Below are 16,614 nucleotides of genomic sequence, written 5' to 3'. Positions count from 1 at the left end.
GGAGGCCTGATGGATCACTGGCATTACCTGCTCGTTCTGCTCGGCTGCCTGGCTGTGACGGCACCGCTGGAGTTCCTCGGCCCTGGGGTATACCGGCGGCCCAGGGTGCTGCTCGGTGCGCTGTGGCCGGCCGCCGCGCTGTTCGTGGTCTGGGATCTCGTGGCGATCGCCACGGACGTGTGGGGGTACAACGACCGCTACGTGCTCGGGGTGCGGCTGCCCGGTGAGATGCCGCTCGAGGAACTGCTGTTCTTTGCCGTGGTGCCGCTGTGCGGCCTGCTCACCTACGTCGCGGTCGACACGTTGCTCGGTGCGGGGCGGCGGCGGTTCGGCAATGCCGAAAAACCGGTCGGCGACGCGAGAAAGGCAGCGGGCCGATGAACTTCACCGGAGTGGGATACACCCTGCCCGCCATCGCGGCGGTGATCATCGTGTGCCTGGTCGAGCGAATGGTGTTGCGCACCGGCTTGTTCCGGCGTCCGGCCTACTGGCTGACGATGCTGATCGTGCTGGGTTTCCAGATCCTCGTCGATGGATTTCTCACCAAACTCGACGCACCGATCGTGCTGTACAACCCGGATCACATTCTCGGACTACGCTTTCCATGGGATATCCCGGTCGAGGACTTTCTGTTCGGGTTCGCGCTGGTGACCGCCGTCCTGCTGGGCTGGGAGCGCACGCTGCAGCGCCAGGCGAAGGTGCGGCAATGAGCACCGAGTACGGCCGCGATCGGCGACGCGTGCGTTACCCGGCGACGCCTGGCGTGCGCGACCTCGGCCGGAACGGGTCACGGGTGGTCGTGGTCGGCGCCGGCATCGCGGGCCTGGCGGCCGCGACCGGTCTGGTCGAACGCGGCTGCCAGGTAGAGGTGGTTGAGCGCGAGAAGTACCTGGGCGGGCGCGTCGGAGGCTGGACCGAACAGCTCCCCGACGGGACTTCGGTGGGGATGAACCGCGGTTTCCACGCCTTCTTCGCGCAGTACTACAACCTGCGAAAGTTGCTGGCGCGCAGCGATCCCCAGCTGCGGCAGCTGCGCAGACTGGAAGACTATCCGCTGGTCGACGCCCACGGCCGCCGCGACACCTTCCGTGGCCTGCCCCGCACACCACCCTGGAACGCACTGGCCTTCGCGCTGCGCAGCCCCACCTTCCGGCTGCGCGACCTGGTCCGGATGGACCCGCGTGCCGCAGCGCCGTTGGCCGCGGTATCGGTGCCCGACATCTATCATCGGCTCGATCACCTGGACGCGGAAACCTTCCTGCGCCGCATCAACTTTCCGGAAGCGGCCCGGCATCTAGCGTTCGAGGTGTTTTCGCGCAGCTTCTTCATCGAACCGCGGCGCATGTCCGCCGCCGAGCTGGCCGCCATGTTCCACATCTACTTCCTCGGTTCCAGCGAAGGGCTGGTCTTCGATGTGGCGCGGGACAATTTCGATGTCAGCCTGTGGACGCCGCTCGCGAAATACCTGACCGCACGGGAGCGACCCGGCACCGTTCGATTCCACACGGGGGTGTCCGTCGAGCGGATCGACAGCGAGGGCGACGGATTCCGAGTGGTCGACGACACCGGTGCGGCCTTGACCGCCGACGCGGTCGTGCTGGCCACCGACGCGGGCGGACTCCAGCGTGTCGTCGCCGCGTCCCCGGAGCTCGGCGACGACGAATGGCGTTCGCAGGTAGCCGGTTTGGCGCTGGCCCCGGCCTTCGCGGTGCTCCGGCTCTGGCTGGATCAGCCGGTGCGCGCCGACCGGACGTGCTTCCTCGGCACCGGCAACATGGACCCGCTCGACAACATCAGCGTGCTGGATCGATACGAACGACAAGCGGCGGACTGGGCCGGGAAAACCGGCGGCAGTGTCGTCGAACTGCACGCGTACGCGGTGGCCGAGACGACACCCGCGGCACAGGCCAAGGTGCGCAAAGAGCTGCTGGCGCGGCTGCACGCCATGTACCCGGAGACCGCCGCCGCGAACATCGTGGGGGAGACGATGCTGTGGCGACAGGATTGCCCGCGCTTCTCGCCCGGCGACTTCGCTACGCGCCCAGGCGTTGTCACGCCGCACCCCAGGCTGGTCCTGGCGGGCGACGGAATACGCGTCGATCTCCCAGTCGCCCTGATGGAACGCGCGGCGACCACCGGGTGGCTGGCCGCCAATTCCCTCCTGCGCCAATGGAATGCGGCGGGTCACACGCTGGAATCGGTACCCGCCCAGGGCCGCTCGGCGCTGCTGCGCGCCTTGGCTACTCGTGAAAGGCGGACTCGGTGAACATCTCACCCTTGCAGCGATTCGCGCCGGAGAAGTGGTCGCGGCAGCGGCCGACCTACCAGGACGCGGACCCCGGCCTGATCGCGGCCGCGCTGCGCTGGTCGCAGCAGCGTCCCTCCGGCAACTGGTACGTCATCGCCGCGAGCCGCGCGATCCGTCGCGATCGCCCCTTCGCCACCAAGGTGGCCGGCCGCGAGATCGTCGCCTGGCGCGATGATTCCGGTGGGCTGCACATCGGTCCCGGCGCCTGCCCGCATCTGGGTGCGCCCCTCGCTTCCGCTGAGGTCGAGAACGACGCGTTGATCTGCCGCTGGCATGGTCTGCGGGTCGGCGCCGACGACAGCGCCTCGCGCTGGTGCCCGTACCCCGGCTACGACGACGGTGTGCTCGCCTGGGTACGCCTGGATGCCGTCGGCGGTGAGGAGCCGACCGACGCGCCGGTGCTCGGTGCGCGCCCCGCCGACACCACCGTGCATGCGGTGACCAGCCTGGTCGGGGTGTGCGAGCCGCGCGACATCATCGCCAATCGGCTCGACCCCTGGCACGGCGCGTGGTTCCATCCGTACTCGTTCGCGCGACTCGACGTGACGCGGACACCGCCACGCGACGGCATCACCGAGGAGAACCACGCATTCCTGTTGACGGTGACCTTCCGCGTGACCCGCAGTCTCGGCGTGCCGGTGGCGGCCGAGTTCCGCTGTCCCGACCCGCGCACCATCACGATGCGAATCCTCGAAGGGGAAGGTGCGGGTAGCGTGGTCGAAACGCACGCCACCCCTATGGGTTCGGGCCCCGACGGCCGGGCACGCACGGCGGTGATCGAGACGGTGATCGCGAACTCCGACCGTCCGGGCTTTCGGCACGCGCATCGGGCGCTGCCGGTGTTGCGCCCGCTGATGAACCGCGCCGCGACGCGGCTGTGGCGCGACGACATGGACTACGCCGAACGGCGCTACCAGCTGCGCACCCATCAGAACTGAGTCGAGCGGCGGCGACCGGGTATGCCGTCCGATGTGTAGGTCGTCGTGGTCCGGGTACTGCCCGAAGGTAAGTGCGATGCACGAATGATGCATTACACCTGTGCTCGTGCAGTCTGTGAGCCGGAAAACCAGGAGGTAGCGATGAGCACCATCACCGAGTCGGTCGACGTCCATGTCCCCGTCGCTCGTGCGTACAACCAATGGACGCAGTTCGAGTCGTTCCCCGCGTTCATGCAGGGCGTGGAGGAGATTCGCCAGATCGACGACACCCACACCCACTGGGTGACCGAGATCGCCGGTGTGACACGGGAATTCGACGCCACCATCACCGAGCAGCATCCGGATGAGCGGGTGGCCTGGAGATCCGACAGTGGCCCCGAGCATTCCGGGGTGATCACCTTCCACCGGCTCGACGACAACACCACGCGGGTCACCGCGCAGATGGACATCGACCCCGACGGCTTCGTCGAGCATGCCGCCGACAAACTCGGTCTGCTGAATCATCGCATCAAGGGCGATATGCAGCGATTCAAGAGGTTCATCGAGCAGCGCGGCCAGGAAACCGGGGCTTGGCGCGGGGACGTTGCCCGGCCGGACGCCTGATCGATAGTCCGATCGCCGCATGCGGCGCAGTGGTGGTGATCACGAAACCGCCACTGCGCCTACGGCATTGGGTCAGCCGAGGGACAGGCAGCCCTGGAAGGTCTGGAAGTCTCCGGCGAAACCGACACCGCCGCTGCACGTCGGCCCGGTGACTCCGGTGACCGTCACGGTCGCGCCCGGACCGGCGATACCGATCGACAGTCCCGGGCGCACCCCGGAGGCGTTGACGGTTGCCCCGGGCCCGATGGCGATGGCCGCGGGCCCGGACAGTGCCATGGACGACGACGTCGCGCGCCCGCCGTTCTGGGCGATGGCCAATGACAAGCTGGTGGCATCCGCGTCGGCGGCGGCGGTGCCGTCGAAGCCGTACGCGGCGGCCGCGCCGCCCGCCTCGCTGGTCGCCGAGCAGCGCGCGTTCGACTGTGCTGCGGAGGTGGTGCTGGCACCCGGTGCAGGGCAAGCGGTTTCGGCCGCCGCGGCAGTGGGCGCGGTGAGCGCCAACGCGGCAACGACCGGGCCCGCGCCGAGGAGCGCAATGCCGGTCCGGCGGATCGAGGACGAGATAGTCATGGTGCTCTCCTGTGCTGACCGCCGGGCCGAGGAGGTTCGTCCGAGGCGCGGCGATCCGAGATTCGATGAGGCGGTTTTCGATTGCTGCCGCCGGGCATTGCTGGAACGGCACACCGCCACTCTACCCAAAATGATGCACAAGCGATGCGCTATGTCGTTAGTTCCAGGCGTAGAAGTACATCCGCCGGGTGATGGTCTCGACCAGGGTGCCGTTCGGGTCGCGGAGTTCGGCCACGCCGACGTTGCGCTCGTCCCGGCCGGCGAAGAACGGAGCGTTGTCGGGCCGGACGGTGATCGGGTGCTGGCGCCACTGGGTTTCACCGTCGCAGATCACCGCCGAGGTGGTCAGCGAGCCGGTAGCGTTCGGCCGGCCGGGCTGCACCGCGGTGAGGCGCACGGTCAATGTCCACCGCTTCTGCCCCTTGGGACACCGCACGTCGACATAGGCATTGGCCTTGCCCGCGGACACATAGATGTCGTCGTGCAGCCAGACCGCCTCGGCTTGCGGTGCGGGCAGCGGCACCGCCCCGAGTAACGCGGCCACCAGTAGCGCAGTCACCGAAGTCATCGCATCAACCCTTCAGAAAAGCTTGCAGCGGAATGTCTTTCGACGGAAAGTGGGGGCGGGCAGCTGCCCGCCCCCACCAGGGTCGTAGTCATCGATCGATGTCAGCGCTCTGCCGCGGGACGCGGCGTCGCCGCGGTGCCGGGCGGGTTGTCGGCGTTGGCATAGGTCTGCATCGAGTCGGCGATCGCACCGGTGTTCACGGTCAACGCCGTGTTGTTGATGTTGGCGGTGGTGTCGCAAGACCGGTGGTAGCAGGGGTCGTACGGACGGCCCGCGGTGCCGCCGAACATCTGCTGCTCCTGACGTGTCTTGATGCCCTCCGCGCCGGTGAACAGGCCACCGACCGCGATCCCGGCCCGCAGGAACGGCCCGTAATCCGAGCGTCCGTCGAGGGGCGTGCGGACGTGGGACAGACCACGGGAATCGAAGTAGCGGTTGAAGTTCTGCTCGATCTGCGCGGATCCGGCCGGCCCGCCGCTACCGTTGTAGATCTTGTAGGCGAAGTTCGTCGAACCGATCATGTCGAAGTTCAGGTAGAGCCGAAGCTTGCTGCGCTCGGTGGCGGGCAGGTTCGACACGTAGTACTTCGAGCCGATCAGGCCGAGTTCCTCAGCGCCCCACCAGGCGAAGCGGACCTTGTTCTTCGGCTGGAGTGTGGCCATTTGCAGCGCCACCTCGAGCAGTCCCGCGCTGCCGGAACCGTTGTCGTTGATGCCGGCACCGGCGCGCACGGAATCGAGATGCGCACCCGCCATCACGACCTTGTTCGCGTCGCCCCCCTTGCTCTCCGCCAGCACATTGTGCGTGGTGGCGGGCAGGCTCTCGGTGTCGGTCTTCAAGCGCACGACCGGCTTCGCCGCGGTGGCGAGGTCTTTGCCGACGGTGTAGCTCGCGCCGACCACCGGCACTGTGATGCCTTTCTCGTCGAGCGGCTCGGTGAAGGTATCGGTCCGGCCCGCCTGTCCCTCATTGAAGATGATCACGCCGGAAGCGCCTGCGGCCTGGGCATTTCGGGCCTTGTCGGCAAAGGTGCAGGTGCCACGTTGCAGCAGGGCGATATTGCCGCGGGTGAATTTGGTGAAGTCCGCGGCCTCGCAACCGGAGGTCGAGGTGTTCGGCTGCGGACCGGGCGTCAGCACCAGATCGACACCCTGGACCGGCGCTTTCGTATCACCCGAACCCGAATAGGTCGCCGTCGCGAAGTCGCCGATCTCGCTGCGGTTCGGCGGGGTCGCCTTGTACGTCGTCGGGGCGGCCGGTGCTTCCTTCGCCAGCACCGCCGTCGTCCGTTCCTGGAAGGCTTGGAAGGTGAACGGCTGCAACGTCACCGTGTAGCCCACGCGGCGCAGTTCGCCGGCCACATAGTCGCGGGAGGCGTCGTAGCCCGCGGTGCCCGCGGCGCGCGTGCGGCCGTTGGCGTTGGCGATGCTCTGGAACTTCTCCAGGTGCTGGTTGACGGCGGCCGCTTTGATCTCATCGGCTATTTGCCGTTCGGGCGGCGCGCCCGGCTCGGCATACACCGACCCGGCCATCGCGAGCGATAGCGCGAGCGGCACCGCGGCGGCTACTGCGATAACTTGACCGGCTCTGACTCTGCGAAAGGTGTGGGACATTTCGAATTCCTCCAAACGGACGGATAAATCCCGATGGCCGGAGATTAAGCCTGTCCGTCGGTCCGGTAAAACCCCAGTTGAGAGTGGGGAAGGGGGTTGACTCGGAAGTCGCGCGGCATGGGCTTTCAGCGCTGAATCAGCTACCGGATAATTTCGGAGCCGACATTGCGTTCTGCACGGGGAGAGCAGTTCCCTTTTGCGGTCGGCTTACGATGGGCGGCATGGTTCCAGGCGATCTCGGCTCCGGTGGCAGAGTGCTGGACCTGCATCGGTTGCAGCAGTTCCTGGCCGTGGCGGAGCTGTCGAGTTTCACCTCCGCGGCAGCGGAGCTGCACATCACCCAGCAGGCGTTGAGCAGTTCGGTTCGTCAGCTGGAGAAGCAGTTGAGGGTCGAGCTGTTCGATCGCAGCGGTCGTCAGCTGGTCCTCACCGACGCGGGCGAAGTGTTGCGCGACGGAACGCGAGCACTGTTGGCGGCGTCGGATGCGCTGTATCGCCGGACCTATGAGGCGGGTATCGCGGCACCGCCCGCTTTTGTCGTCGGTCATACGCCGGCGATCACCGCGGATGAGGTCTACGACCTGATCGAGCCGGTGCGCGCGGCGCGGCCCGATGTGTCGGTCACCGTGCGGCAGCTGTTTCCCGATGCCATCGCGGCCGCTCTGCACCAGGGCGCGGTCGACGTGGCATTGCGGCGCGGTGTCGCGAGTCCGGCCGACCTGGCGTCGGCGGTCATCGCTTATCACCCGGTTCGCGTCGCGGTCGCGCGGCCGCATCGGCTGGCCGATCGCACGGCCGTCACGGTGCGCGACCTCCAGGACGAGCAGATCGTCATCTGGGCGCCGCCGGGGGCGTCGTACTACACCGACTTCATCCTGAGTACCTGTCGGCGTGCGGGTTTCGAGCCGCGGTTCGTTGTCAACCACATCCAGGGCACGCCGCCGGTGACCGCGGTGGTGGGCACGGATCACGTCGCCATCGTCACGGCGCCCGCGGGGCAGGCGCTGGGTGGTCGCGTGCAGGTCGTCGACCTGAAAGAGGGGCCGGTGGCGCCGACCCAGGCACTGTGGTTGCCGCACACCACCTCCGGCCTGCGCGACCTGCTGCTCAGTACGCGCGCCGACGGCTGACCGCCCGATCGTCGGACGGCCAGCCGTCACTTGGCTACGCGCGAATGGTCATTCGAGAGACCTTGTCGCCGGCCGTGGTGAATACGAACGTGCTCGGTCCGTTGAATCCATTGCCGCCGACCTGCGCATGCACTGTCGTTTCCGCACCGTCGTCAGCGGCATCATCGACCGCCAAAGTGACCTGCTTGCCGAGGAATTCGCCATCGCTCCAGCCGCGGATCGCTGCGCGGCCGGAGAACTCGCGTCCCCAGTCGTCGACGATACCGTCGGCGGTGAAACCATCGAGAAACGCGTCGATGTTTCCAGCGTTGGTCGCGTCGAGCAGTTGTTCGACGGCCTGCGGGAGTTTGTCGGACACGGTGACTTCCTTCCTTCGGTGTCGCCTCAGCGGGTGGTGTACCCGCCGTTGGCGAGGATGGTCTGTCCGGTGATCCACCAGCCGTCGCCGACCAGGAATTCCACCAGCGGGGCGATATCCTCGATCTTGGTCAGGCTATTGCCGAGGGCCTGCGACTTGTGGAATTCGACCCGCTCCGGCGTTTCCTGGCCGTAGAAGAAGGGGGTATCCATCGGGCCGGGGGCGACGGTGTTGACCGAGATCAGCCGCGGCGCGAACTCCTTGGCCGCCGCGCGGGTGAAATGCTCCACCGGCGCCTTGCCGCCCGCATAGGTGGAGTAGCCATCGGTGAACGCGGCCAGCAACGAGGTGACCACGGTGACGATACGGCCGTTGTCGTTGAGCCGCTTGCCCGCCTCTTTCAGAAAGAAGTAGGCGGACTTGGCGTTGATCGCGAACATCGAGTCGTATTCTTCCTCGGTCGTCTCGATGATCGGCTTGCGCAACACCTTGCCGACCGTATTCACCGCGATATCCACGCCACCGAACGCGTCGACCGCCACCGCGAACAGCTGCTCGACATTCCCCGGAACAGTCAGGTCCGCTTGGAATTTCACCGCTTTGGCACCGGCCGCCTCGATCGCCGCGACGGTCTTGTCGGCCTCGGGTTCGGTGCTGTCGCTGTTGAAGTGCACGGCGACATTGGCGCCGCGTTCGCCCAGCGTACGGCTGATCAGCCCGCCCAGATTCTTGGCACCTGCCGCGACCACCGCCGACTTACCCTGCAAACTCTGTACCACGATCATGCTCCGATCTGCTCGAACTTTCAGCGGACACCGGCCACGCTATGGCGAATATCGGCGCATCGGAAACAGTGATTATTGGTGACTCCACAAATCCTGCTTGTATGGTGCTCCGTGTAGCTCATCACCACTTATCGTCCGTAATGCACACCGCGACTCGAACATCAGAGATGGAGTAAAAGTGAGCCGTACATCGGTCATCATCATCGTCGGATTTGTCCTGCTCGTCATATTCCTGCTGGTCGGATCCTGCTTCGGCAGAAAAGGACTGCACCGCGCAGCTGAAGACTTCCTCCTGGTCTGGTTCGCCCTGACCGTCGGCAACATGGCAGTCGGCGTTATCGACGCGGGCTACGGTGTTCTGGAAGAGATCCCCTTCCTCCTCGCCAACTTCACCCCGCCGGCGATCGTCGCTGCTGTCGCGTGGTATCGGACGAGGTCGCCTAAGGCTCTCGAATCATTGCCCACATAGGAGGTTTGGCTCCTGCGGGCAGCACAAAGGTGGCACGCACCGCGAACCCGAATTTCTCGTAGAACCGGATGTTCTTTTCCCGCGTGCACACCAGGTAAGCGGCCGTGTCCGGCGCGCCCGCGAGACGATCCCCGATGAGCCGAGCCGCATAACCCTGCCCGCGACGGTCGACCGACGTCGCTATATTGGCCAGATACCAGTGCAGTGGAGTGCGCGGATGATGCTCGTCCAGCGCATGCCGTACAGCCAGCGCAGCCGTTGTCCTGGCCCGCAGCGCAGGCAACAACTCGGGCAGCGCGCGCAACGTACGCGAAAAGGGTTGATCCCACTGTCCAGGCGGATCCCACACCGCGACACCCCCGATCTCACCGTGCTCGCCGGTCGCGATCTGCACACCGCCTCCGCGCAGATGAAAGTGCCGCAAGGCCGTCATGAAGTAGCGCGGCACCGCGCGATGCCGTCTCGCCTGGTCGGGCCAGATCGCCGACATCGCCGGATCGTCGGCGAAGCCTTCGGCAAGCACGCGTGTGCACGCATCGATGTGGGCAGTCGTGGCGGTGCGAACAGTGATCGGCACAGCGAGATCTCCTGAGCGGCTTGACTACTGGCGTCAACGGACTCATCCGGAAGCGTGGATTGTCGTCTGTCCGAGCGATAACCGAGCCTTGGTCGAGTGGATAACCTTGTACGATAATCCCTTCCACCCGTCATGACGCGAAGCAGTCCGGGCACCCCCTCGGCTGGCGAGGTGCGAAGCCGGACGATATGATCACGGTGATGATGATTCACTCTGTTGAAAGATCGGGGGTTCCATTCGTCTCAGGTGAGTGCTGATGCTTACTCACTTTGCGAATGAGAACTTCTCCGGCTTGTCCTTCTGGCCGCGCGTGCGTGAATTCGCCGTGCCGCCCTCCATGATCGAGACTGCTACCGCCCGGCGCCTGGTCCGGGATTGGGCGGGGGCTTGTGCTGCAGCAGGTTTCGATGTCGATATTGATATGCGGTCCGTGGCGCGTCGTCATGGGTCCGAACTCGCGAGTCGGATTCGGGCCGATCTGCGGTCGCTGGCTCCTGATTTGTTGCGCTGGCATATGCCGAGGATTGCTCCGGACGGGCTGTTGCGGCCGGGGCTGACCATTGCGCTCGCCCGGTATGAGGCTGGAATACGCTGCGGCAGTGCAGGTTTCCTGTACCTCGTGGTTCGTACCGCGCCGGCCTGGGCGGATGCGGGGCAACGGATCAGCCTGGCGTTGTGGGACGGGTCCACCGCGGGACAGCATCCGCATCCTCGTCCCAACCGGCGGTTCCGCTTGGATCTGCACCGCCACCTGTGGGATGCGCGCAGGGTGGGTGAGCTGCGCATGCGGTCCGGAGCCGAGAGCGGCAGCCCGCCGCTGGATCCCGAGTTACGCACTGCGGTAATGGAACTCGAACACTGTGCTGTCGGCCGTTGGGCGGCCGAGGGCGAGATCCTGTGCCAGGCGGAAGGTCGGCCGACCACTACGTTCGTTGTCCGGTTCGGAGCCAAACAGCGGGTGGTGCTGGATCTAGCCGCTGCCGGCGCGGACGGAACGCGCACGCTGCGGATCGCGTCGGAGTATCCGATCGGCGGCATGTCTGTGCTGCCGGTGCTGCCCGACGCGGCGACGTACGTGCTGCCCGATCTCGCGCTGCTCCGTGCCGGTGCGATAACAGCCGAACGATTGCATCCGTTGGTGGCCTCGGCGCTAGTGCCCGGGTATTCGTCGGCCGATGCGCCGCGGGCTCCCGATCAAACGGGGCAGCGGATCGTGGAGTGCCGAGGAGAGCAGCACCGAATAGGGCTGGTCGACGGGGTTTTGGCGGCGCTGGATCACGACCCGGCCGAAATTCGGCGGGAAGAGCTGCTGGCCGCGCTGTCCGGCACGCCGCTGCCTTGCCTTCAGGCCATCGACACGGCGCATCGACAACCGGACTGGCTCGTCGGCGTCCGTGAACGCCTGGACCATGGCGATATCGCAGGCGCGCTGACCATCGTCGAGGGACTGCTCGGTCCCGAGGCATTGCTCCGCGACGGCGCTTTGCGCGACGAACTCGAGGCGGCCGCGCGTCGACGGATCACCCACGGGCTGTTCAGGGCGGGTCTGTCCGAACCAGGGATGGGCCGAGTTCCGCCGCAGAGCCGCCGTTCCCGTGACCGTCGCGCGCATCCGCGCAACGCGGCTTCCCACTGACCGGACCGCTTTCGTCCTGAACTCACTGACCTTCGCCCCACACCCAACTCTGTCAACCACAAGGTGATTCGCATGCTTACTGCCACCCGCACCTCCACCCAACTCGACGTTGCCGATGAGTTGCTGGCTCTGCTCCATGAGGTAACCACCGAACCGCGCCCCGACAACCAACTGGAAGCCCTGGCGCTCGCCGTGGCTGCCGACCTGCCGGTGCTCCTCTGGGGCGAACCGGGGATCGGCAAGACCGCCGCCATTACCCAGCTCGCCGATGACCTCGACCTACCACTGACCACGGTGATCGCGAGTGTGCATGAGCCATCGGACTTTTCGGGTCTGCCCATCATCGGCGACGACCCCGCGGAGCAGGGTGTGCCGATGGCGCCGCCGGACTGGGCGGTGCGTCTCGTCCGGGCCGGCCGTGGGCTGCTGTTCTTGGACGAACTGTCCACCGCACCACCCGCTGTGCAAGCGGCCCTGCTCCGGCTCGTGCTGGAGCGGCGGATCGGCAACCTCCAGCTGCCGCCGAATGTCCGGATCGTGGCGGCGGCCAACCCGCGATCGTCGGCGGCCGATGGCTGGGAGCTCAGCCCGCCGCTGGCCAACCGGTTCGTGCACCTGCGCTGGACCCACGATCACGACGTGGTGGTCCGGGGTCTCGGCGGAGTCTGGCCGAACGCGACACTGCCGCGACTGGCCACGGAAAAGCTGACTGACGCAGTTGCTTTCGCTCGACGGGCGGTATGCGTGCTGCTCGCGGCCCGGCCCGCGCTGGTGCATCAGATTCCCACCAGTGACACGCGCCGGGGAGGTGCTTGGCCGTCGCCGCGCAGCTGGCAGATGGCAGTGTCGCTGATCGCCTTCGCTACCGCGGCAGGCTCGTCCCGCGATGTGCTCTCCCTGCTGGTCCGTGGCACGGTGGGCGACGGGCCGGGCTTCGAATTGCTGGCCAGCCTGGACCGGATGGACCTGCCGGACCCGGAGGCGCTGCTGGCCGACCCGGCGGCCGCCGTCCTGCCCGAGCGCGGTGACCTGCGCCAGGCGGTGCTCGACGGCGTGGTGGCGGCGGTCCGCAAGCGCCCGGAGAAGGCGCGCTGGGACGCGGCTTGGGCGTTGCTGGTCCACGCTTTGGAAACCGGTGCTCCGGACCTGATCGTCGTTCCCGCAACAACTCTCGCTACCCTGCGCCAGGGCGACTGGGATGTGCCGGTGGCCATCGAGCAACTCGCCGGGGTGGTATCGGTGTCCCGTAGCGCGGATCAGGCCGCTGTCCGCCTTGTCGCGAAGGCGAACTGATGGCCGCGAGCACACCGCGAATGTTGGACCGCGACAAGCTTTTTGCCGCCCGGCTGCACGCCGCCCGCGTCCGGCCCTATCTGGCGACCGCGCTGTTCGCCCTGTCCGTCGTCGAGTCGCGCGTCGTACCGACGATGGCCGTCGACCGGCACTGGCGGTGCTACGTTTCGCCGGGGTTCGTGGACCGGACGCCGGTCGAGGAACTGGCCGGAGTGTGGGTGCACGAGGTGTCGCACCTGCTGCGCGACCACCACGGCCGCAGTGACCGATTCGCGCGGCGACACGAATTGTACGGTCCGGCAGAACGATTGCGCATGAACATCGCCGCGGACTGCGAGATCAACGACGACGTGTTCGGCGACGGGCTCGTCCAGCCGGAGGGGGCTGTCACGCCCGCGTCGTTGGAATTGTCCGCGGGCAAGCTCATGGAGGATTATCTGCTCGAGTTTCGGCTCGGGCCGCTTACGGAGGGCATGGCCTGGCTCGACTGTGGCAGTGGCGCAGACGGATTGGACCGTGAGTGGGAGTTGGGGCCAGACGGCGCCGACGGTCTGAGCGAGCAGCAATGCGACGCGGTCCGGTTCCGGGTGGCGCAGGGCATCGTCGGCCGCCCGGGGGACGCGCCCAAAGGGTGGCAGCGCTGGGCCGAGGAGGCGCTCCATTCGCCCCAGCCGTGGCGTGATCTGCTGGGGGCGGCGCTCCGCTCAGCGGTCGGCGGGTCCGGTGCGGGCGAGGACTACACCTACGGCAGGCCCGCTCGGCGCTCGGCCGCCGTGCCCGGCGTCGTGCTGCCGAGCCTGCGGCGCACGCCGCCACGGGTTTCGGTGCTCATCGACACGTCGGGGTCGGTCAGTGACATCGAATTGGGCAGCGCGCTGCTCGAAGTGGCGGCCATCGCGCGTGCTGTGGGCGGGCGGCGCGACCTGATCACCGTGCTGCCGTGCGACGCGGCGGCCAGGATCGTGCACCCGCTGTGTCGTGCCGAGCGGATACCACTGGTGGGTGGCGGGGGAACAGACCTGCGCACGGGTTTCGCCAAAGCCGTTGGCGCCCGGCCATGTCCGGACGTTCTCGTGGTGCTGACCGATGGCCAGACACCCTGGCCGACCAGACGGCCACCGTGCCGGACGGTGGTCGGTCTGTTTCGTCGCTCGGTTGCCGATACCTGGAGCGAAAACAATCCCGACTACGTTCCGGACGCGCCGCCCGCATGGGCCCGCGTGGTGGATATCGGGTAGGAGCCCGGCGCGCGATGCGGGCATGGTGCGCCACGCCCAGCGGTAGCTGGATGCTTGCCATGGCGTGAGAAGGTCGTAATATCCTCCTCGGGCATGCTCCTGGGCTTGTCAGCGCTGTGATCTCGGCGGGTCATCCATTTTTCTCGACGATGGTGGAGAGGTGGCTGCACGATGCGGCTGTTCAGGAGTACGGCATTCCTCGCTGTCGTGGCACTGGCAGTGGTCGGCCCGGCCGGCGCCGCGCAGGCAGACCCGGAGGATTCCGGTCGCCCGGGATTCGTCGAATATCAGGGCTTCCCGGTGTCGTACTTCGAATACGGACCCGACGGTGACGCACCGACCGTCATGATGACCGGGGACTGGCCGGGCGACTCCAGCCTCATGGTGCCGATGGCAGAACAGTTGGCCGCGAACGGATTTCATGTCGTGCGCTGGGATATGCACGGGGCGGGCCGCACGAGTCACGACCGCAGGCCGGGCGCCTACTCGATGGAGAACCTGGCGGGGGAGCTGGGCGCGGTGCTGGATCAGACCGCTCCCGGGCGTCGCGTGCACATCTTCGGTGACGGGTGGGGGCCGTTCATCGGAAGCCAGTACAACACCATGTATCCCGGCCGGATCGCCTCGATGTCGGTGATCGGATTCCCCTCGGCGGACCTGGCGGGAAACGCGTTGCGTCGGGTGCCGCGGGAGAAGCCGGAGCTGACCGGGCAGTGGGCCGCGCAAGTCGCGGTGTTGAGTTATCTGGCGGGTATCGAGATCCCGGTGCTGCCGGACGCGGCGGTACGTACCGGTATTCCGGTGCAAATGCTGGGTGTGGTGGCTTCGCTGATGGCTCCCGAGATGCCGGGCGGGGGTTTGCACACGAATGCCGACGACGACGCCGACGGGCTGGAGCGATACCGGCAGGCGATGTGGCCGCATCTGACCGAACCGCAGTACGACTACATCGACATTCCGGTCCTGCAGGTCTTCTATCCGACCGACGACTTCCTGGAGACGCCGGTGTTGATCGACGGGCTGGAAAGCCGTACGCCGCACCTCGATCTGCGGTACGTGCCCGGTAATCACTTCAGTGTCCTCGGTGGCGACAACACACGGCAGATCCTGGAAGCTGCCATGGAATCCATGCGCGCTGCGGACTGACTTCGGAAGTCTCTGGGCGCGTTTGCCGGACCGGCCGAGACCTGGCTCGGTAAGCCGCTGTCGCGCAGGGCATCCCGCTACCACTGATCTCGGGCGTTGACGGGACCGTCCGGGGGTGGTTGTATCTGGCTGTGCCTGAAGGGCTTTCGGCACGGTGCGTGGGTGGGGCGGTGGCCGGGTGATGTCCTTCGGGCGGTAGCCGTCACCAGGGAACGAGGGTCTTGTGAGCACCACTTCCATCCGCCGCCGCTGGGCGACCACCGTCGCGGTGCTCGTCGCCGCGGCCTCCTGCCTGGTCGCACAGCAGGCCGGTACCGCGGTCGCCGCACCGGCGATCACCCTGCCGCCGGTCAACGCGGGGTTCGATTACCAGATCACCAGCCCGTACGCGCCGCCGCCCGGCGTGACTGTCGTCAGTCGTGACCACAGCGTCGAACCGGCCGCCGGGCTCTACAACATCTGCTACGTCAACGGTTTTCAGGTTCAGCCCGGCGCGGAAGGTGAATGGCCGGCCGACCTGCTGCTGCGCGACAAGGACGGCAAGATCGTCTACGACACGCGATGGAAAGAGGCGCTGCTCGACATCCGCACCGCCGACAAGCGCACCCGCATCGCCGACAAGGTCAACCAGTGGATCGGCGGCTGCGCCGACAAGCGTTTCAACGCCGTCGAAGTCGACAACTACGACAGCTACGACCGCTCCAAGGGGCTGCTCGCCCCCGACCAGGCGGTTGCCTTCATCGCCCTGCTCGCCAAGTACTCACACGACCGCGGCCTCGCCATCGGCCAGAAGAACGCCGCCGAACTCCTCGACCAAAGAGCCGCTGCCGGACTGGATTTCGCGGTAGCCGAGGAATGCGGCGACACCGAGGAATGCGGTGACTACGCCAGGGCATACAACAACAATGTCATCGACATCGAGTACACCGAACCCGGACTGGCGGCCGCGTGCGCAGAGTACGGAAACAAGCTGAGCATTGTGCTCCGGGACGTCGAGGTGTCCACTCCGGGTGAGCCCGATTACGTCAGGAAGACGTGCTGAAACCGGTGCGCTGACCAGCGAAAGCCATAGGGGACAACACGGTCGGTTATCCTGGGGAAGAGCTAGAGAGGTTTCACATGCCCTTCAAATATCGTCAACGTAAGTCCTTCGGGCCGTTGAAATTCAACTTCACCCAGTCGGGCCTGTCCTCGTGGGGCATCAAAATCGGCCCGTGGTCATGGAACTCACGCACCAAAAAGAACAACGTGGACCTGCCAGGCCCACTGAGCTGGCGCCAGCGCTGAATCGACCGGGCCCACGCCGCAAATGGGCCTTGGTCGGGTGATCAGGGGGAACTGGTGTCGGCATCGGCCCGAGAGGCCAACTGCACTGGTTCCTC

General features: G+C 66.7%; 19 protein-coding genes. 13 read left to right on the top strand and 6 right to left on the bottom strand.

Going from position 1 to position 16,614, the window contains the following annotated elements; translation table 11 throughout:
- Positions 1–9 precede the first annotated feature (9 nt).
- The 5 genes from IBX18_RS28360 (at position 10) to IBX18_RS28340 (ending at position 3,849) form a co-directional block, all read left to right on the top strand.
- Entirely contained in the window at positions 10–381 is a 372-nt protein-coding gene (locus IBX18_RS28360) for a lycopene cyclase domain-containing protein (protein WP_194836567.1), read from the top strand.
- The gene (locus IBX18_RS28355) at positions 378–710 is read left to right on the top strand and encodes a lycopene cyclase domain-containing protein (protein WP_194836566.1); all 333 of its coding nucleotides are present in this window, start codon (positions 378–380) and stop codon (positions 708–710) included. Before IBX18_RS28360 ends, IBX18_RS28355 begins: the two co-directional genes overlap by 4 nt.
- Positions 707–2,266 carry an NAD(P)/FAD-dependent oxidoreductase gene (locus tag IBX18_RS28350; RefSeq protein WP_194836565.1) on the top strand — a complete coding sequence of 520 codons (1,560 nt, stop codon included), beginning with the start codon at positions 707–709 and terminating at the stop codon, positions 2,264–2,266. The genes IBX18_RS28355 and IBX18_RS28350 overlap by 4 nt, the downstream gene beginning before the upstream one ends.
- Entirely contained in the window at positions 2,263–3,246 is a 984-nt protein-coding gene (locus tag IBX18_RS28345) for a DUF5914 domain-containing protein (protein ID WP_194836564.1), read from the top strand. Before IBX18_RS28350 ends, IBX18_RS28345 begins: the two co-directional genes overlap by 4 nt.
- A gap of 141 nt (positions 3,247–3,387) precedes the next feature.
- Positions 3,388–3,849 carry an SRPBCC family protein gene (locus tag IBX18_RS28340; protein WP_194836563.1) on the top strand — a complete coding sequence of 154 codons (462 nt, stop codon included), beginning with the start codon at positions 3,388–3,390 and terminating at the stop codon, positions 3,847–3,849.
- A 72-nt stretch (positions 3,850–3,921) separates the two neighbouring features.
- Here IBX18_RS28340 and IBX18_RS28335 read toward each other — a convergent pair whose 3' ends face one another.
- From IBX18_RS28335 to IBX18_RS28325, 3 genes are all read right to left on the bottom strand, one after another.
- A complete protein-coding gene (locus IBX18_RS28335) occupies positions 3,922–4,419 on the bottom strand; it encodes a DUF6764 family protein (RefSeq protein WP_228541957.1) in 498 nt (165 codons plus the stop codon).
- Positions 4,420–4,576: 157 nt separating this feature from the next.
- Entirely contained in the window at positions 4,577–4,987 is a 411-nt protein-coding gene (locus IBX18_RS28330) for a hypothetical protein (RefSeq protein ID WP_194836562.1), read from the bottom strand.
- 101 nt (positions 4,988–5,088) lie between these two features.
- Positions 5,089–6,600, bottom strand: coding sequence for a M28 family metallopeptidase (locus IBX18_RS28325; RefSeq protein WP_194836561.1), 1,512 nt, complete (start codon positions 6,598–6,600; stop codon positions 5,089–5,091).
- Between the two features lie 221 nt (positions 6,601–6,821).
- Between IBX18_RS28325 and IBX18_RS28320 the strand changes: the two genes are divergently transcribed.
- Positions 6,822–7,730 carry a LysR family transcriptional regulator gene (locus IBX18_RS28320; protein WP_194836560.1) on the top strand — a complete coding sequence of 303 codons (909 nt, stop codon included), beginning with the start codon at positions 6,822–6,824 and terminating at the stop codon, positions 7,728–7,730.
- Positions 7,731–7,764: 34 nt separating this feature from the next.
- On the opposite strand, the gene IBX18_RS28315 is transcribed toward IBX18_RS28320, so the two are convergent.
- Together IBX18_RS28315 and IBX18_RS28310 are read right to left on the bottom strand one after the other, a co-directional pair.
- Positions 7,765–8,088, bottom strand: coding sequence for a nuclear transport factor 2 family protein (locus IBX18_RS28315; RefSeq protein WP_194836559.1), 324 nt, complete (start codon positions 8,086–8,088; stop codon positions 7,765–7,767).
- 26 nt (positions 8,089–8,114) lie between these two features.
- A complete protein-coding gene (locus IBX18_RS28310) occupies positions 8,115–8,873 on the bottom strand; it encodes an SDR family oxidoreductase (protein WP_194836558.1) in 759 nt (252 codons plus the stop codon).
- Between the two features lie 178 nt (positions 8,874–9,051).
- On the opposite strand from IBX18_RS28310, the gene IBX18_RS28305 reads away from it, so the two are divergent.
- Positions 9,052–9,342: a hypothetical protein gene (locus IBX18_RS28305; RefSeq protein WP_194836557.1), complete on the top strand. Its 291-nt coding sequence runs from the start codon at positions 9,052–9,054 to the stop codon at positions 9,340–9,342.
- Here IBX18_RS28305 and IBX18_RS28300 read toward each other — a convergent pair.
- The gene (locus IBX18_RS28300) at positions 9,314–9,919 is read right to left on the bottom strand and encodes a GNAT family N-acetyltransferase (protein WP_306796453.1); all 606 of its coding nucleotides are present in this window, start codon (positions 9,917–9,919) and stop codon (positions 9,314–9,316) included. The genes IBX18_RS28305 and IBX18_RS28300 overlap by 29 nt on opposite strands.
- A gap of 619 nt (positions 9,920–10,538) precedes the next feature.
- Between IBX18_RS28300 and IBX18_RS28295 the strand changes: the two genes are divergently transcribed.
- From IBX18_RS28295 to IBX18_RS28270, 6 genes are all read left to right on the top strand, one after another.
- Positions 10,539–11,555 carry a hypothetical protein gene (locus IBX18_RS28295; RefSeq protein ID WP_306796452.1) on the top strand — a complete coding sequence of 339 codons (1,017 nt, stop codon included), beginning with the start codon at positions 10,539–10,541 and terminating at the stop codon, positions 11,553–11,555.
- A gap of 72 nt (positions 11,556–11,627) precedes the next feature.
- Complete coding sequence (locus IBX18_RS28290) at positions 11,628–12,848, top strand: MoxR family ATPase (protein ID WP_194836555.1); 1,221 nt, start codon at positions 11,628–11,630, stop codon at positions 12,846–12,848.
- A complete protein-coding gene (locus tag IBX18_RS28285) occupies positions 12,848–14,086 on the top strand; it encodes a VWA-like domain-containing protein (RefSeq protein ID WP_194836554.1) in 1,239 nt (412 codons plus the stop codon). The genes IBX18_RS28290 and IBX18_RS28285 overlap by 1 nt, the downstream gene beginning before the upstream one ends.
- 171 nt (positions 14,087–14,257) lie before the next feature.
- Entirely contained in the window at positions 14,258–15,232 is a 975-nt protein-coding gene (locus IBX18_RS28280) for an alpha/beta fold hydrolase (RefSeq protein ID WP_194836553.1), read from the top strand.
- Positions 15,233–15,455: 223 nt separating this feature from the next.
- On the top strand, positions 15,456–16,274 hold the full coding sequence (locus IBX18_RS28275) for an endo alpha-1,4 polygalactosaminidase (protein WP_194836552.1): 819 nt from the start codon (positions 15,456–15,458) through the stop codon (positions 16,272–16,274).
- 77 nt (positions 16,275–16,351) lie between these two features.
- Positions 16,352–16,519: a DUF4236 domain-containing protein gene (locus IBX18_RS28270; RefSeq protein ID WP_135236547.1), complete on the top strand. Its 168-nt coding sequence runs from the start codon at positions 16,352–16,354 to the stop codon at positions 16,517–16,519.
- Positions 16,520–16,614: the final 95 nt, after the last annotated feature.

It is taken from the genome of Nocardia sp. XZ_19_369, assembly GCF_015355715.1.
In the GTDB taxonomy this organism is placed as follows: Bacteria; Actinomycetota; Actinomycetes; order Mycobacteriales; family Mycobacteriaceae; genus Nocardia.
The sequence above is the reverse complement of the archived record's forward strand: the minus strand, read 5'-3'. Positions and strand labels throughout refer to the sequence as shown.

What these genes read in the sequence shown, in the direction of transcription:
- IBX18_RS28270 (WP_135236547.1), top strand. Translation starts at nt 16,352, where the DNA reads ATGCCCTTCAAATATCGTCAACGTAAGTCCTTCGGGCCGTTGAAATTC.
- IBX18_RS28340 (WP_194836563.1), top strand. Translation starts at nt 3,388, where the DNA reads ATGAGCACCATCACCGAGTCGGTCGACGTCCATGTCCCCGTCGCTCGT.
- IBX18_RS28335 (WP_228541957.1), bottom strand. Translation starts at nt 4,419, where the DNA reads ATGACTATCTCGTCCTCGATCCGCCGGACCGGCATTGCGCTCCTCGGC.
- IBX18_RS28285 (WP_194836554.1), top strand. Translation starts at nt 12,848, where the DNA reads ATGGCCGCGAGCACACCGCGAATGTTGGACCGCGACAAGCTTTTTGCC.
- IBX18_RS28355 (WP_194836566.1), top strand. Translation starts at nt 378, where the DNA reads ATGAACTTCACCGGAGTGGGATACACCCTGCCCGCCATCGCGGCGGTG.
- IBX18_RS28360 (WP_194836567.1), top strand. Translation starts at nt 10, where the DNA reads ATGGATCACTGGCATTACCTGCTCGTTCTGCTCGGCTGCCTGGCTGTG.
- IBX18_RS28320 (WP_194836560.1), top strand. Translation starts at nt 6,822, where the DNA reads ATGGTTCCAGGCGATCTCGGCTCCGGTGGCAGAGTGCTGGACCTGCAT.
- IBX18_RS28330 (WP_194836562.1), bottom strand. Translation starts at nt 4,987, where the DNA reads ATGACTTCGGTGACTGCGCTACTGGTGGCCGCGTTACTCGGGGCGGTG.
- IBX18_RS28310 (WP_194836558.1), bottom strand. Translation starts at nt 8,873, where the DNA reads ATGATCGTGGTACAGAGTTTGCAGGGTAAGTCGGCGGTGGTCGCGGCA.
- IBX18_RS28280 (WP_194836553.1), top strand. Translation starts at nt 14,258, where the DNA reads ATGCGGCTGTTCAGGAGTACGGCATTCCTCGCTGTCGTGGCACTGGCA.
- IBX18_RS28325 (WP_194836561.1), bottom strand. Translation starts at nt 6,600, where the DNA reads ATGTCCCACACCTTTCGCAGAGTCAGAGCCGGTCAAGTTATCGCAGTA.
- IBX18_RS28350 (WP_194836565.1), top strand. Translation starts at nt 707, where the DNA reads ATGAGCACCGAGTACGGCCGCGATCGGCGACGCGTGCGTTACCCGGCG.
- IBX18_RS28290 (WP_194836555.1), top strand. Translation starts at nt 11,628, where the DNA reads ATGCTTACTGCCACCCGCACCTCCACCCAACTCGACGTTGCCGATGAG.